At 65.1% G+C, this 14,479-nt stretch carries 12 protein-coding genes; 1 reads left to right on the plus strand and 11 read right to left on the minus strand.

The annotated features are described in order from the left end of the window. Positions 1 to 16 precede the first annotated feature (16 nt). The 6 genes from ligD to ACIBI6_RS03225 form a co-directional block, all read right to left on the minus strand. Entirely contained in the window at positions 17 to 1,027 is a 1,011-nt protein-coding gene (gene ligD, locus ACIBI6_RS03200; protein ID WP_396955140.1) for a non-homologous end-joining DNA ligase, read from the minus strand. Continuing rightward, complete coding sequence (locus ACIBI6_RS03205) at positions 1,027 to 2,112, minus strand: ATP-dependent DNA ligase (RefSeq protein WP_364340526.1); 1,086 nt, start codon at positions 2,110 to 2,112, stop codon at positions 1,027 to 1,029. Before ACIBI6_RS03205 ends, ligD begins: the two co-directional genes overlap by 1 nt. 164 nt (positions 2,113 to 2,276) lie before the next feature. Continuing rightward, on the minus strand, positions 2,277 to 2,675 hold the full coding sequence (locus ACIBI6_RS03210; RefSeq protein WP_364340528.1) for a cold shock domain-containing protein: 399 nt from the start codon (positions 2,673 to 2,675) through the stop codon (positions 2,277 to 2,279). A 31-nt stretch (positions 2,676 to 2,706) separates the two neighbouring features. Further along, on the minus strand, positions 2,707 to 3,807 hold the full coding sequence (locus tag ACIBI6_RS03215; protein WP_364340530.1) for an SPFH domain-containing protein: 1,101 nt from the start codon (positions 3,805 to 3,807) through the stop codon (positions 2,707 to 2,709). 37 nt (positions 3,808 to 3,844) lie between these two features. Further along, entirely contained in the window at positions 3,845 to 4,078 is a 234-nt protein-coding gene (locus tag ACIBI6_RS03220; protein WP_364340532.1) for a hypothetical protein, read from the minus strand. A 66-nt stretch (positions 4,079 to 4,144) separates the two neighbouring features. Beyond that, a complete protein-coding gene (locus ACIBI6_RS03225; RefSeq protein ID WP_364340534.1) occupies positions 4,145 to 5,065 on the minus strand; it encodes a hypothetical protein in 921 nt (306 codons plus the stop codon). 156 nt (positions 5,066 to 5,221) lie between these two features. Here ACIBI6_RS03225 and ACIBI6_RS03230 point away from each other — a divergent pair, with 156 nt between their 5' ends. Next, positions 5,222 to 8,158, plus strand: a complete 2,937-nt coding sequence (locus ACIBI6_RS03230) for a tetratricopeptide repeat protein (RefSeq protein WP_396955141.1) — start codon at positions 5,222 to 5,224, stop codon at positions 8,156 to 8,158. A 92-nt stretch (positions 8,159 to 8,250) separates the two neighbouring features. Here the strand turns inward: ACIBI6_RS03230 and ACIBI6_RS03235 are convergent, their stop codons facing one another. The 5 genes from ACIBI6_RS03235 to ACIBI6_RS03255 form a co-directional block, all read right to left on the minus strand. Further along, the gene (locus ACIBI6_RS03235; protein ID WP_364340538.1) at positions 8,251 to 8,877 is read right to left on the minus strand and encodes a TetR/AcrR family transcriptional regulator; all 627 of its coding nucleotides are present in this window, start codon (positions 8,875 to 8,877) and stop codon (positions 8,251 to 8,253) included. Positions 8,878 to 8,992: 115 nt separating this feature from the next. After that, positions 8,993 to 10,312, minus strand: a complete 1,320-nt coding sequence (locus ACIBI6_RS03240; protein ID WP_364340540.1) for a pyridoxal-phosphate dependent enzyme — start codon at positions 10,310 to 10,312, stop codon at positions 8,993 to 8,995. Then, positions 10,312 to 11,898 carry an alanine racemase gene (locus ACIBI6_RS03245; protein WP_396955143.1) on the minus strand — a complete coding sequence of 529 codons (1,587 nt, stop codon included), beginning with the start codon at positions 11,896 to 11,898 and terminating at the stop codon, positions 10,312 to 10,314. The genes ACIBI6_RS03240 and ACIBI6_RS03245 overlap by 1 nt, the downstream gene beginning before the upstream one ends. Beyond that, on the minus strand, positions 11,895 to 13,187 hold the full coding sequence (locus tag ACIBI6_RS03250) for a heavy-metal-associated domain-containing protein (RefSeq protein ID WP_396955144.1): 1,293 nt from the start codon (positions 13,185 to 13,187) through the stop codon (positions 11,895 to 11,897). The genes ACIBI6_RS03245 and ACIBI6_RS03250 overlap by 4 nt, the downstream gene beginning before the upstream one ends. After that, positions 13,184 to 14,392 (minus strand): aminotransferase class V-fold PLP-dependent enzyme, encoded by a 1,209-nt coding sequence (locus ACIBI6_RS03255; protein WP_396955145.1) that lies wholly within the window; start codon positions 14,390 to 14,392, stop codon positions 13,184 to 13,186. The genes ACIBI6_RS03250 and ACIBI6_RS03255 overlap by 4 nt, the downstream gene beginning before the upstream one ends. Positions 14,393 to 14,479 lie beyond the last annotated feature (87 nt).

The raw sequence follows: 14,479 nt of genomic DNA on the forward strand, positions 1-14,479 counted from the left end.
AATAGCCTTCAGGTAGCTAGCCTTCCATTTCCGGCTTCTTGGCCCGGCTCGGTTGTACCCGGGGCGGCTCGTTCGGCATCTTGGGATATTGCGGTGGCCACGGTGCGTCCATGAGTCCGGATGCCATATCGCGCTCCGACATTTTCAGCAGCGGCTCGATGGATTGGGCCGGTCGCTGCGCCCACGGGTCACCGGATTCGGCCAGCCGCGCGGGGACGGTGGCAATGGTCAATTCCTCTGGGACCACGGTCTCCAGATCGGACCAGGCGATCGGCGTGGAGACCTGCGCGCCGACCTTCGGGCGCGCGCACCACGCGCCGAAAACCGTTTTGTGCGGGGCATTCTGGTTGAAGTCGACGAAGACGCGGTTGCCGCGCTCCTCTTTCCACCACTGTGCGGTGATCTCATCCGGATGCCGTCGCTGCAGCTCCCGAGCCAGCGCGACGGCGGCTGCGCGCACCTGGTAGCCGTCCCATTTCGGTTCCAGCGCAACGTAAATGTGCAATCCGCGCGAGCCCGAGGTCTTGATGCGGGAGTCGATGCCGAGTTCGGTGAACAGCTCGCGGGTGAGTACCGCGGCGTGTTTGAGATCGTCGAAGGTGATGCCGGGGGAAGGATCCAGGTCGATGCGCAGCTCATCGGCGATATTCAGATCGTCGACGTGATTGGGCCAGACGTGGAAGCCGAGGCAGCCCTGGTTCACCGCCCACAGAATGTGCGCGAGATCATGGGCGACAAGGGCATCGCTGGTGGTGCCATTGGGTGTGGCGACCTCGACGGTGTGCAGCCAGTCCGGCGCGGATTTCGGCACCCGCTTCTGGAACCACGACTTACCGGAGGCCCCATCGGGATACCGCTCCAGCAGCAGCGGCCGATCGCGCACCACTTGTAGGAACGGCTCGGCCACGGCCTGGTAGTAGCGCACCAGATCGAGTTTCGTCTCACCGCGTTTGGTGAAATAGACCTTGTTCGGATTGCTGATGGTGACGGTTCTGCCGTCGACCTCGATATCGACCGACTCGCTCATCATTTCCCCCGGGCTTCGGTGAAGATGGCGCTCAATTCGGCCGGCGCGACCTCGTCGAGCTGGGCATAGGTACACGATTCGGGTGTGCGATCGGACCGGAAGCGAACCAGCCTGCCGCCGTGCCGCAAGCGGCCCGACTGCACATGTTCGTAGCGGACCTCGGCGACCAACTCCGGACGCAGCGCCTCCCAGGACAGATCCTTACCGCCGGTCCACCGGCTCACCCCGCCCGGCATCTTGCCATCGGCCTTCGCCTGCGCCGCCGCATCGGCCCATTCCCGCCACGGATGATTCGCCAATGCGTTCTCCCGCAACGGTTTCAGCTCATCCACCAGCGACTTGCGTTTGGCTGCGGTGAAACTGCTCGCCACCCCGACATGATGCATATTGCCCGCGTCGTCGAAGAGTCCGAGCAGCAGGGATCCGACGCCTTCGCCGTCCTTGTGCCAGCGGAAACCGGCCACCACGCAGTCGGCGGTGCGCTCGTGTTTGACCTTGAGCATCACCCGCTTGTCCTGCAGATACGCCAGCTCGTTCGACTTGACCATCACGCCGTCGAAACCCGCACCCTCGAAGCGGGTGAACCAGTCCTCGGCGACGGCGGGATCCTGGGTGATCGGGGTCAGATGCACCCTGGCGAGTTCGGTATCGAGAATGGTCTCCAGCAGCCGTCGGCGTTCGGCGAACGGTTCACCGGTCAGATCCTTATCGCCGAGGGCGAGCAGATCGAAGGCGACGAAACTGGCAGGTGTTTCCTTGGCCAACTTGTTGACCCGGGAGGCCGCCGGATGCAACCGGTTCTGCAGGGTGTCGAAATCGAGTCCCTGATCGGTGACCACCACGATTTCACCGTCCACCACGCATTTATCCGGCAGCGCCGCCTTCAGCAGTTCGGCGACCTCCGGAAAATAGCGGGTGAGGGGGCGGTCGTTGCGGGAACCGAGTTCTACTTCGTCGCCGTCGCGGAACACCACACAGCGAAAGCCGTCCCATTTCGGTTCGTAACTCAGGCCCGGCTCGTGCGGCACCGAGGGCGCCGTTTTCGCCAGCATCGGCCTGACGGGCGGCATCACGGGTAAGTCCACAGCATCCTCCTCGGGGTCCGTGCTCTCACCCTTATCGACGTCGCAGTCGACGCAGATTCATCGGTGCGGCCGGGGTTGTGGCTTGATCGTAGAACCCCGGTCCGACAAGGTCGTGAACCTCGCCTGGATCGCCCGAAGTGCCGAGAAGATGGGGAGCTTGCGCGCTATTCCAGCCAGCCGTGCTGATCGGCGAAGGCGGTAAGTCGGTCGCGGATGGTGAGGATCTCACCGGCGGTGAGGGCGGGGCTGGCGTCCAATAGCAGCTCGGTGATCAGGCGTTTGTGTTCGGTGGCGGTCAGCTGGCCGGAGCCGGACTTGTCTTTCTTGTGCCGAGGAGCGGGTGGTAGCGGTTGACCGCCGACCACGGCGAGGTTGACGGCCTTCGGACCACGATCACCCTCGGTCACATCGAATTCGAACACCCGCCCCTGGCGCAGTTCGTCCTCGTCCAGTCCGATGTCGTTCACATGAACGAACACATCCGGGCCACCATCGTCGGGCCGAATGAACCCGAATCCCCGCGAACTGTCGAACGACACCAATTTCCCGATGGACACCAACACCCGCTCCTCGCGCCGTCGCTACTCGGCCACTTTAGCCCGCATTTTCTCCGTCGTTGGATGAAAGCGCCTTTTGTAACGAGTTGAATACAGTCAGGCCCTGACCGACCATTCCGTTGACCAATTCGCCGACACCGTCGGGTCCGTTGAGCACCGTCAGGTTGGCGTTCGCCAGGCCGTTGGAGGCCTGCTTGACGATTTCCGGCAGCTGCTCGATCAGCAACTGGTCCAAGGCGATCCGGTTGTTCGAGGCCGCCGCCTCGGCCTGGATCCGGGTCCGATCGGCCTCGGCCACGGCGAGGATGCGCACCCGTTCCGCTTCGGCCTGAGCGGGTTTCACGACTTCGGCCTGCAACTGCTGCTCGCGCAACTCGGCCTCTTTGCGCGCCTGTTCGGCCTGTGCGGTGAGCACCTCCTGCATCGCCTTGGCCTCGGCCAGCGGGCCGGCCTGTGCCGCCTCGGCATTGGCCTTATCGATATCCTGCTGATACTGCGCCTGGAGAATGGCGGTCTCGCGCTGATATTCGGCTCGGCGGCGCAGCGATTCCTGTTCGGCCTCGGCGGCATGCTGGGCTGCCTGTGATTGGGCGATCTGCGCATCGCGCTGTACCGCCGCGTTGTGCGGTGCGGCCAGTGCGGTGATGTATCCCAGATTGCCGTCATCGATGGATTGGATTTGGAACGAATCCACCCACAGCCCGATGTTGCTCATCTCCACCTTGGAGGCCACCAGCACCTCGTCGGCCAGCCGCTGGCGTTCGCGGATGATCTCCTCGACCGTCATCGAGCCGACGATCGAGCGCAGGTGTCCGGAGAAGATGCGCCCGGTCAGCACCGACATCTCCCGCTCCTGTTCGGACAGAAAGCGTTGGGCCGCATTGACGATCGACTGGGTGTCGTTGGCGACCTTGAACGCGATCACCGCGCGCACCTCGAGCTGGATGGCCTGCTTGGTGACGCAGCGCTCCTTGATCTCGGCCTCGAACATGGCCAGCGACAGATAGCTCACTTTGCGGAAGAACGGCATCACCCATTTGCCGCGTCCGATGACGACGCCGAAGGGCGCGTTGTCCTTGCTCTTACCGCCGCTGACCAGCATTGCTTCGTCAGGATCCGGAACGTGATAACCCAGCACTGTGCCTCCCTAGCAGTTCATTACTTCGGTCGCGGTGTCAGATGTCGTCGACCGGGACCGGTTCCAGCGGAATCCACGGCACCACATCGACGATGCGGCCCGGCTGTACCGCGATGATCAAGACGGTTTCTCCGGCCGAGATCGACTCGGCCGCCCGCGCGATATATATCTCCGTGCCCCCGCGAATCGCAACCAATACTTCGCCGAGCATTCCGGGACCCCGGATCGGCGAGGTGAGCGTACCCGTCAAACCTTGCACGGGGTCGGTCATCGCGATGAACTCCTCGCACTCGGTGCCAGAGTTGTCAGCGTACGCGCGATTCGCCAATGGCTCCGGTTACGAGAGGGACTCGGCGATGATGCGCCCGACCGATTTCTTGGTGAGATAGTGCGCGGCATCGTGCGGACTGGAACCATTGTCGAGTTCGGGGTGGGTCGTCGGCACCACATCGCGTCCGGGCGCGGACGGGAAATACGGTGCCAGATCCAGATGCGCCGCGACGATATCGTCGCGATCGGCCAAATTCTCCCAACGTGTGAGCGCGGCGGGCACCGTGGGCGGTTGCGGGCGTAGCAGCGGATAGATGATGGACTGCAGCGCCAACGGCGAACCCAGCGTAACCAGCGTCGCGGGCTGCTGGGTCCGGTGTAGCGCCTCGTAGGCGACCACCGAGCCGAGCGAATGTCCGATGACCAGCCGGGTCTGCGGACCGATCAGGTCGAGCACCTGTTGCTGCGCAAAAGTACGCACTTGCTCGTCGGACAGATATCTGCTGACCTGGGCCAGCGACCGGTTGACGAATTTGCCGGCCATCCCGAAACCGAAGGGCGCGAACCATTTCAGCTTGGTCAGCGCATTCGCCGCCGGTCTGGCCTTGCGGCCGAAGCCCTGTGCGCCCTCGGTGCCGAGTGCGGAATTGTCCAGATAGCGTTGCGCTTCCTGTCGATCGCGCCGCTCGGCCGCCTGCTCGGCTGCCGTGGCCAACCACGCCTCGGCGATCCGCTCGGTGAGTTCGTCGTCTTCCGTACCGACCGGTCCGCCGCCGCCTTGGGCGCCGGGATCGAGAAAGGCATTGCCGTAGAACGCCATCCGCACCTCGAGCACACCCGGGCGCTGGCCGCGCCACAGTTGATCCGCGAGTTCGCCGAATCCGGCCGTGCGAACTCCGGCTGCCAGCGCCGGAAGCCATTGCGCTTCCAACAGATCCGCGCCGTACTGCTCCTGCGCGATCCCGTGCACCAAGATGATCGCCGCCATCAGCCGCCCCCGTTGTCACTTGCCCCGATGTGTGTTCGGGTACCTTCCTACCACGCAGGGCTGATCCTTTCGAGGGACCTGCAAACAGTCGCTGCGGCCCGTTGTCGGGGTGTCGAGGTCGTAGGGGAGTCGACGGCGGGAAATGGTGGTGCTGATATGGGAGGAAGGCTCGCCCTGGTGGTCGGGTCCGAGTGTGCGGCACTGGGGGAACTGGGGTTCACCGGTGAATTGGCTACCGGTCTGTATGGAACCTTGACCGAATTCGGCGGCTGGCGGGCGGCGACGGAGGTGCCGGGTCCGGTGCTGAATCCGACGGTGGCACAGCTGGTTACGGCGGTCGACGTGGCATTCGACGCGGCGGCACGGGAGCAGGCGACGCTGCTGATCGGATTCGTCGGGCACGGCACCGCGACCAGCGCGGAGGATTTCTTTCTGCTCGGTCAAGATTCGCCCGCGGTGCCGAACTCGCATACCGCCTTCCATCTGACACAGGAGATTCGCGAGCGTTTGAACCGATCGGCGCTGGACGGGCTGGTGGTTCTCGTCGACGCATGTGAGACCGAACAGGGCGTTCTCGGCGCGGCCCGCCGCTGGACCGACCTGCTGTCGCGGGCGGCGGGTCGGATGGAGTTGCTGGTCGCCGCCGGTGACGGGCCCGCGTATGCCGGCTGCTTCACCCGAACGCTGCTGTCCACCTTCGCGGCCGGACTGCCCTCGCGCGGGGAGAATCTGCTGCCGTCGGATCTGGTCGATCCGATCGCCGCGGCGTGCACCCGGCAGCAGCCGGAGCATCTGTCGTTCACCTCGGGCACGGTATCCGCGGCCGAGAGCGGTGACCCAGGCCTGTGGCTGGTGCCGAATATCGCTCGCCGCCGCGATGCCGTAACCGGTCGTCCGGCAGCGGGTTTCGTCGATCAACTCACCCGCAGGCTGCTGCTGACACCGGCTGTGCGCGAGACCCTCGACGACATCGTCGGATCCGGCAGCTACCGGTTGCGCGGGGTGATCGGACCTCCCGGCGTCGGAAAATCGACACTGCTGGCAATGCTCATCCGGCCGAGCCTCGTCGATACCCTGCCTGTCGCACCCGAATACATCACGGCCGCAGTATTTTTGACGGTCAGAAGTTCGGTCGAGGCGGTCGCCGCGGAACTGTCCGCACAATTGAGCACCCGACTGCCTGGCTTCCGTGCTGCGGTCCGGGCGGCGCGGAGCCTGGCCCGACACAGTGTCACGCCACCCGATGTCTTCGACGTCGAGGTGCGCCAACCGCTCGCGGACTTGGGCGGATGGGGTCGCCGGGTCACCATCGTCGTGGACGGGCTGAACGAACCGGAGCAGGGCACCCAGCGACTGCTGGTGGCTGCGGTCGCGGAGTTGACCCGCAGACCTGAGCTCGCGCACGTCCGGGTGATCGTGGGAATACGAGAGGGGCTCGGCTTCGAGAACGACCCGGAGCTGCGGCATATGCATCGGATCGTGGTCGCCGAGCCGGTGGCCGAGGATATCGCCGCGATTGTGGAATCGGCCGGATATGAACGCGCCGCCGTCGACGAGCAGGAATGGGTCGGCTGGATCGATGCCCGGTTGGCCGAAACACCAACAGCGCGTGCCGATTACCCCGCAGCCGCAGCAGGTTGGTTGCTGGCCGGATTACTGGCCGAGATCGCCACCGAGGTCACCGATCGGGTGGTTGCCGAGGACATCGGGGTCGATGGTCTGGTAGCGCTGCGGGTGGGCGCGGCCATTCGGGCCGCGGCCGACGATGGACCGGATATCGCACCGAATATCGCCGATGCCTGGGGGATCGGCGCGGTGCTCGGTGTGCTCGTCGCGGCTGGTGTCGGTCCGGTGCTGCCGCTGGAGCTGCTTGACGCGGCGATGCGTGAACTCGGGGCCGAAGTGAGCATTGCCGGAATCCGCGATCTCACAGTGGGTTTGGGTGTACTGGTTTCGCGCAGCCGTCCCGGGACGGCCGATGAATCGCTCGGTATCGCCCACGCCGCCCTGCTCCCCGGACTGACCGATGAATGCGATCGGCTCGGCGTGCACAGCGAGGATGCGCACCGCGCGGTGATCGCGGCCATCGAGGCGGGCACGACCGAGCGCGTGGCCGACTATGCCCGTGGCGCGGCGGTGCGCCACTACCTGGCCTATGGCGCCGCGGCTGCGGCCTTCGGCTATCTCGAATCGCTGGAAACCACACGCGTGGTGGACAATCGAGATCTGTGGGCCGCCTGGCTACCGAGTTTCACCGCCGCCATGGGGCCGGATCATCGCGTCACGCTGTTGGTTCGCAATCATCTCGCGAACTGCCGTGGCCGCAGCGGCGAATTCGCCACCGCCGTCACCGAATTGGAAGAGTTGGCTCGCGATCAGACCCGGGTACTCGGCGCGGATGATCTCGACACCGTCACCACTCGCTACGACATCGCGGATTGGCGCGGCCATATGGGCCAGCTCGAGCGGACAGTCGCGGATTTCGAACGACTCGTCATCGACCACGCTCGCGTCCTCGGCACCGATCACCCGTGGACACTGCGCGCGCGAAACAGCTTGGCCTATTGGCGCAGTGAACGCGGCAGCCTGCGCCGCGCGGTCATCGAATTCGAACAGCTGATCGCCGATCAGGAGCGCATACTCGGGCCGGTAGACCCGCAAACCCTGCGCACCCGACTGCATCTCGCGCGTTCCCGCGCCATGGCGGGCGAGCTGGCCCGCGCCTTCACCGAATTCGAACTGCTGCTCGTCGACCAGGTCCGTATCCTCGGGCCGGATGATGCCCAGACTCTGCGCACCCGCATCAGCGTCGCGCGCTGGCGCCGGGAGAGCGGCGAAACCGCGAGGGCCATTACCGAATACGCCGCCCTCTTGACGGATCAGTTGCGCATCCTCGGGCCGGATCATCCGGATACGCTGCACACCCGCAATTGCCTGGCTGGGTGCCACGGCGAGGCTGGTGACGTCGGCGTCGCCATTGCCGAATTCGAGCCGCTGCTCGCCGATCAGATCCGCGTCCTCGGGCCCGACCATCCGCACACCCTGCTCACCCACAGCAACCTGGAATACTGGCGTGCCCGGTCCGGCGGGTAGCCGAGGCAGGCAGGGGCTGATGTTCTCGCGGGCCAGCGGCTGGCCCAGCGCAACGTTCAATCCCGCGGCGCGCGAGTCGAATGCGAATCGAATCAGGACTGGTACAGCGAGCGATAGGCGGCCAGCGTCGCGACACAGTGGTCGATCACCTGCTCGCGGGTGGCGCGCAGCGATCCGTTCAACCAGGCGGAGAACATGCCCGCATTACCGCTGGCCATGGTGAGCGCGGCCAATCTGCGGCGCACCGGATCATCGATATGGGCGAACAGGTGGTCCTGCAGAACCTTGGTGAAGACCGGCATGACCGCGATGGTGGTCTGGCCGAGGCCGGTACTCGAATACGGTTCGACCAGGAACAGTCGGGACTTGCGCGGATCGGCGAGCACCTTGTCGACCAGGATCTCCGATAGTACGCGGTCGCGGGAGGGATCGGCGGCAGCGAAGGCCGTCATCGGTTCCAGGAATTCTTCGGCGATCTGCCGGTAGAGCACATCCAGCAGTTCGTCTCGGCTTGCGAAGCTCTCATAGAAGTACCGGTCGGTGAGATTGGCGCGCCGACATACCGCGCGCATGGTCACACCGCCCGCACCCGATTCCCCGATCAGGTCGAGCGCGGCCTCGAGTAGCGCGGCGCGGCGCGCCTCCCGACGTTCGGTGAGCGTTGTACCGCCCCAGATCCGCGGACCGGCATCGTCAGCTGATTCCTGGCCTTTCTGCACCCGCCCACACTAATGCCTGCCGGTCGGGACGAGATCAGGGCTGTACGCACCGCATCTGGGCACCCCGCATCTGGGCACACCGCATCGGGTCTTCGCGCGCGGGCCGTGGGACGGTTCAGCCGCCGCGTTCGAGTGCGAATCCGGAATCGCGCCAGGCGACGATTCCGCCGCCGAGGCTGCTGGCATCGAAACCGTCCTGGCGGGCGATCGCGGCGAAACGCAGGGATAGTTCCCCGACCGGACAGACGAAGACCAAGGGGCGTGATCGGGAGAAGGGGATGCCTTGGGTGAACATATCGTCGAGTTGGTCGTCGCGGATATTGATCGAGCCCGGCACATGGCCGATGCGGTAGGCCATCGCACCGCGGGTGTCCACGATGGTCGGGCGGGCGGTGCGGTCCAGTTCGGCCAGTTCATCCGGCGACACGGACGCTGTCGCGGCGAGTTGGGCCGCGGTGGGTGTGCGGCGGCGATCGGCGCGGTCGAAGAGTTCCGGTCTGCGCTTCTTGATATAGGACAGGTACGGCTCGAGTCGATCACAGACGATGACGACCGCGACCACCGGTTCGTTCGACGAAACCGCCTGCTCGCGAAGGGTTTCCAGCGCCGCGGCATAGCTCGCGCCGCTGGTCGGTCCGGCCAGGATGCCGTACCCGGTGGCCAGTTCGAGGGTGGCGTCCACCGCGCGCGTGGAATCGATGGTCACGATGCGGTCGTAGAAATCGGGTTGGAACAGCCCCACATCCCACATCTCGCTCTCGGAGCGGATCCCCGGTATGAAATCCGAACGATCGGAAACCACAGCGATGCAGCGTAATTCGGGATTGTGCTTGCGCAGATAGGTGGCGGTGCCGCGAGTGGAGCCGGTGGTGCCGAGTCCACCGATCAGATAGTCGATGCGGGTGATGCCGTCGGCGGCCAGATCCTCATGGATCTCACGGCCGGTGCCATGGTGATGTGCTTCGATATTCTTCTCATTGGTGTACTGCGAGGCGTGATAGTAGGCGCCCGGATCCTTGCTCATGGTCGCCTCGATCACCGAATACACATCGTTCGGAGTGGTCGGATCCGGACATTCGGACAGCCCGGGCAACTCGACGATCTCGGTGCCGAAAAGCTGCAACAGTTCCCGCACCTCGGCAACCTTGATCCGATTGGTCACCGCTCGCAGGCCGATGCCGTGTATCGCGCCGAGAATACGCAGCGCCTTGGCGGTATTGCCGCTGGAAGCCTCGATGAGCGTCTGCCCGCTCGCACGGATCTCGTCCAGATCGTCGCGGATCATGCCCCAGGCCACCCGGTCCTTGACCGAGCCGAAGGGATTGTGCGACTCCAGTTTCGCGTACAGCTCGACATTGGTCAGGCCGTGCACCGCCGGATCCAACCGCAGCAGCGGCGTGTTGCCGATCAGCTCGGTGATGTGGTCGTAGCGCATTACGGCGCTCCGGAGGGTCGGCGCGGCAGTGGCGATCGGCGCGGTCCGCGCGGGGGAGTGCGGGGCGGTGGCGGCAGACCGACGGGTATGAGCGGTTCGTAATCGGTATCGCGATAGACCTGGAAACTGTCCCCGCGATGCACGATAGCGAGTTTCGCGGGCAATGCGTGCATCGATGCCGAGGCCGCGGACAGATCCATGTGATAGGCGCCGGTATTCGGGAAAATCACCAGATCACCTTGGCGCGGGCACTCGGGCAGCCACACCTTGTGATTGGTGATCAGATCGCGCTCCAAGCACAGGCGTCCGGCGAAATACACACCGACCGCCCCGGATTCGACCGCCGGACGCGATGTCGGCATGGTGTCGGCGGCGCTGCGCAGCGGGGTCACACCATCGCCCCGAACGGGTGCGGTGCTCGGCATCTGCGCGACACCGGGCAGGACCACCGGATCGACCATGACCTCCTGATCCGCTGGAGTCACCTGATCCCGGCTCAGATCCAGATTCACCAGCACCGTGCCATCGGCGAGTTCCTTGACGAACTCCACCCGCGACACCGTCACCCCCGCATGATCGACCAGCGCCTTACCGGGCTCCAACCAGATATCGAGCATATTGTCCCCGGCCACCTGGGCCACGCTGCGGCCACCGTGCCGCTCCAGCGACGCGCCGAGCAGATCGTCCAACATCCGTGTGGCCGGCACGGTGTTCGCGTACTTGTGGAAGACCGGAATGCCATGCACCGCACCGTCATCAACGTGATAGCCGAAGGTATTGTTCGACCAGCTCATCAATTCGCCACGGCCGAGCAGTGATTCGCGCAGTGCACGCACATACCCGTCGAAGCGGTCCGCGTCGTCGGTGAACACCTGCCGGAAGCCGCCGCCGATATTCAGCACCGAAGGGTCGAGTCCATAGGCGTAGGCGCGCTCGACCAGCTCGAGGCAGGCGTCGATGGCCCGGATGCGTTCGGCAGCATCACCGGAGTCGATATGAAAGGCGAAGCCGAGGAACGCGATTCGCTGACGGTTGGCCGACAGCAGATCCAAGGCCTCGTCCACATGGGCCAGCGGCACACCGAACCGGCTCACCGCCGCCTCGTCGAAACCGGAAACCCGCAGCAGCACCGGAACTCTCGCGCCGTCCCCGGCCAATTCGGTGATCCGCCGCAGCTCCCACAGATTGTCGACATTGATGGTGACGCCACAATCGATCAGGTCACGCAGAAACGCTTCACCTTTCGGCCCGGTAACCTCGATCCGAGCCGGGCCGAATCCGGCTCCGATGGCACTGGCCAACTCCTGCGGGGATGCCACATCGATGGCGATGCCGGCTTGTTCGGCGGTGCGCACCAGGGCGCGCGACTGATTCACCTTGTGCGCGTAGCAGATTCGGTAGCGCGCGCCCTTGCCGTCGAGTACGGCGCGCAACCGTTTCAGGTTCTCGGCGTAGACCTGCGGAAACACCAGGTGGATCGGGGATCCGAAGCGAATCAGCGTCTCTTCGACCCCGTCGCGGGTATCGAGAAAGGCGCGCACCAGCGGATGGATCTTCGCGGGTAGCGCCGGGAGCGGTGCCGTCATACGGCGGATTCCGTCGGCTGGGACTGCGTGGGCGCCAATGCTGTTCGCGCCGGCTTCTCGGTCACCGGGTTGTAGCCGCCGTCGCGGATCGACTCGAAGGCGCGGGCCCGATTGCGCGGACTGCGGAATTCGGCGACTACACGTTTACTGGGCAGATCGATCTCGATCACCTTGATGCCCATCGTTTCCAGTACCCCGGTGATCGTCCGGACACAGTGCTGACAGCTCATATCCGGCACGTAGAAGATCCGATCCTCGGCGCTGGCGGGCGCGTCGGCGGTGAGTTCGTCGAGCTCGGCACTCACCTCGGTGATCCGGATCCGCCCGGCGAGCTGTTCGAAGATCTCGACGAACTTGTCCACCACCAGGGGCAACAGTGTGTAGTGCCCGCCGCCGAGATGATGTGGCATGGCGGCCAGGCATGCGGGTCGAGTATTGTCGGGCAGCAGCGCGTATTGGCGGGAGATGAGATCGAGGTCGTCGTGATATTTGGCGATGGCCGCGTCGATACTCAGTCCCTCGACGCGGGTCGCGCGCCGCATCACCGTGTGCGCGTCCTCGATCGTCGCGTCCTTCATCGCGCGCAGTGTCGCCACCGTATCGGCGGTGTAGCGTACCGTGCCGTCGGGTTGGGCGGCCAGCGTCACCGGGATCATGCCGCGCCGGTAGGTGGATGCCTGCAGTTCCCAGAACCAGCGGGTGGCGACCGCTGAGAAGATCCCGGAATCGTGGATGCCCCTGGCGAATTCGGCCGCACTGCGATACGGCGTCTGCCGCGCGAGCAGTGCGTGCTGGGCCAGTGCCCGCCCGGTGGCCTCGATACCGACGCGGAAGATTTCGAACGGATCGTGATCGGTGGTGGTGCCGTCGAGAACCGCGTGCTCGCGTGGGCCGAGGCTGTCGACCCGTTGTGTCAGTGCGGAATTCGCGGCAAGCGCATGCCACAGCACCAACACGGTTTCGCGCATGGCGATGGGCACCAGCGGGCCGAGGCCGTCGGCGCGGAAGTGGCCGGTATTGGGGACACCGTCGCTATCGGTCCAGGCGATGCGGTGCGTCGCGCTGGTGACCTGCGCGGGCTGGCAGGGCCGCATGAACTGCTGCAGGTACAGCCGCTGTGAATACGTGAGGTGACTGCCGGGCTCGGGACGCAGTGCGGCACAGGTGTATTCGATATCTCGATTCGACGGGACCGCGATGGGAGTGGCGAACAATCCGGGTTGGGCCAGGCCGGCCAATACCCGGGACGCCGCCCGCCGGTCATAGCGCGGGGTGTCGTCCATTCTCATGTGACCTCCTCGGCAATCGTCTTGACGCAGGACGCGAACCGGTCGATCTCCTCGACGGTGTTGTAGATGTGCGTGCTGACCCGTACCGAGTCCGTGGCGTCCTCGCCAGCCCGGGGTGAGCAGTGTAAGCCGGTGCGGACCAGAAAACCCAACTCGCTCAACACGAATCCGAGATCGGTCGCGGAAATGCCTGCGAGGGTGAAGGACGCGATGCCGTAGCCGATTGCGCACGGTGCATGTGCCGGACCGGGTAGGAATTCCAGCCCGGGTATCGGACGCAGATTGTCGATGAGCCGCAGCGTCAGTGCGCGATTGTGCGCGGCGATCGCCCCGATATCCAGCGATTCCAGTACCTCCAGCGCGCTGCCGAGGGCCAGGATGCCCGGAATGTTCTGGGTGCCGCCCTCGAGCAGTGCCGGCATGCCGGTCGAGGTCAATCCTGTATCGGTGAGCTCGACCCCGGTATTCCCGCCGGGCAGGAACGGCAGTAGCCGATCGTGAACTCTACGGTGGCAGTAGAGGATTCCGGTACCGGGCGCTCCGAACATCTTGTGCGCGGCGAAGCTCGCGAAGTCCGCGCCGAGTTCGGTCACGTCCAGCGGCATATGCCCTCCGCTCTGACTGCAGTCGAAGCACAGCAGAATCCGGGGATCGAGTTTGCCGCGCAACTCCTCCAGCGTGGTGAGTCCGCCGAAGACATGGTGCAGATGGCTGGTGGTGATCAGCCGGGTCCGCGGGCCGACCTTGGCCAGGATGTCGTCGGTATCGGCTTCGCCGAGTTCGGTCATCCGGTAGGGGACCAGTTCGATCCGCCGGCCGAAGCGGGCGAGCACCTGGCGCAGGTGGTGCCACGGGTGCACATTCGAGGCGTGATCGCGTGGGTTGTAAAGGATTTCGTCGCCGTCATCGAGTTCGGCCAGCCCCCAGGACAGTGCGACGGCATTGAGTGCCGCGGTCGCACCGCCGGTGAACACCACCTCCGCGGACGATTCGGCGCCGATGAAGGTCGCCATGCGATCGCGGACGCGGGCCAGACGCGTGGTCAGTTCGGTGGCCCACGGATAGGTGCCGCGACCGGCGTTGGCGGTGCGCGAGGTGTGATAGCGGTGGATGGTCTCGATGACCGGCAGTGGCTTCTGCGTGGTGGCCGCACTGTCCAGATAGGTCTCCGTGGATTCTGCCAGCGCCGGAAAAAGTTCACGCACGGTGGCGAGGGGCGATGGTGCCGGTATCCGAGTGGTGATCGATCGGGCTAGGTGTGTCCTGGACGCAGGTGACCGCAAGGTGTCGCT

Source organism: Nocardia sp. NPDC050412, from assembly GCF_044458825.1.
In the GTDB taxonomy this organism is placed as follows: Bacteria; Actinomycetota; Actinomycetes; order Mycobacteriales; family Mycobacteriaceae; genus Nocardia.

Excerpts from the sequence above, each read along its gene's own strand:
- ACIBI6_RS03250 (WP_396955144.1), bottom strand. The coding sequence starts at position 13,187 with ATGAGAATGGACGACACCCCGCGCTATGACCGGCGGGCGGCGTCCCGG.
- ACIBI6_RS03220 (WP_364340532.1), bottom strand. The coding sequence starts at position 4,078 with ATGACCGACCCCGTGCAAGGTTTGACGGGTACGCTCACCTCGCCGATC.
- ACIBI6_RS03230 (WP_396955141.1), top strand. The coding sequence starts at position 5,222 with ATGGGAGGAAGGCTCGCCCTGGTGGTCGGGTCCGAGTGTGCGGCACTG.
- ACIBI6_RS03225 (WP_364340534.1), bottom strand. The coding sequence starts at position 5,065 with ATGGCGGCGATCATCTTGGTGCACGGGATCGCGCAGGAGCAGTACGGC.
- ACIBI6_RS03240 (WP_364340540.1), bottom strand. The coding sequence starts at position 10,312 with ATGCGCTACGACCACATCACCGAGCTGATCGGCAACACGCCGCTGCTG.
- ligD (WP_396955140.1), bottom strand. The coding sequence starts at position 1,027 with ATGAGCGAGTCGGTCGATATCGAGGTCGACGGCAGAACCGTCACCATC.
- ACIBI6_RS03245 (WP_396955143.1), bottom strand. The coding sequence starts at position 11,898 with ATGACGGCACCGCTCCCGGCGCTACCCGCGAAGATCCATCCGCTGGTG.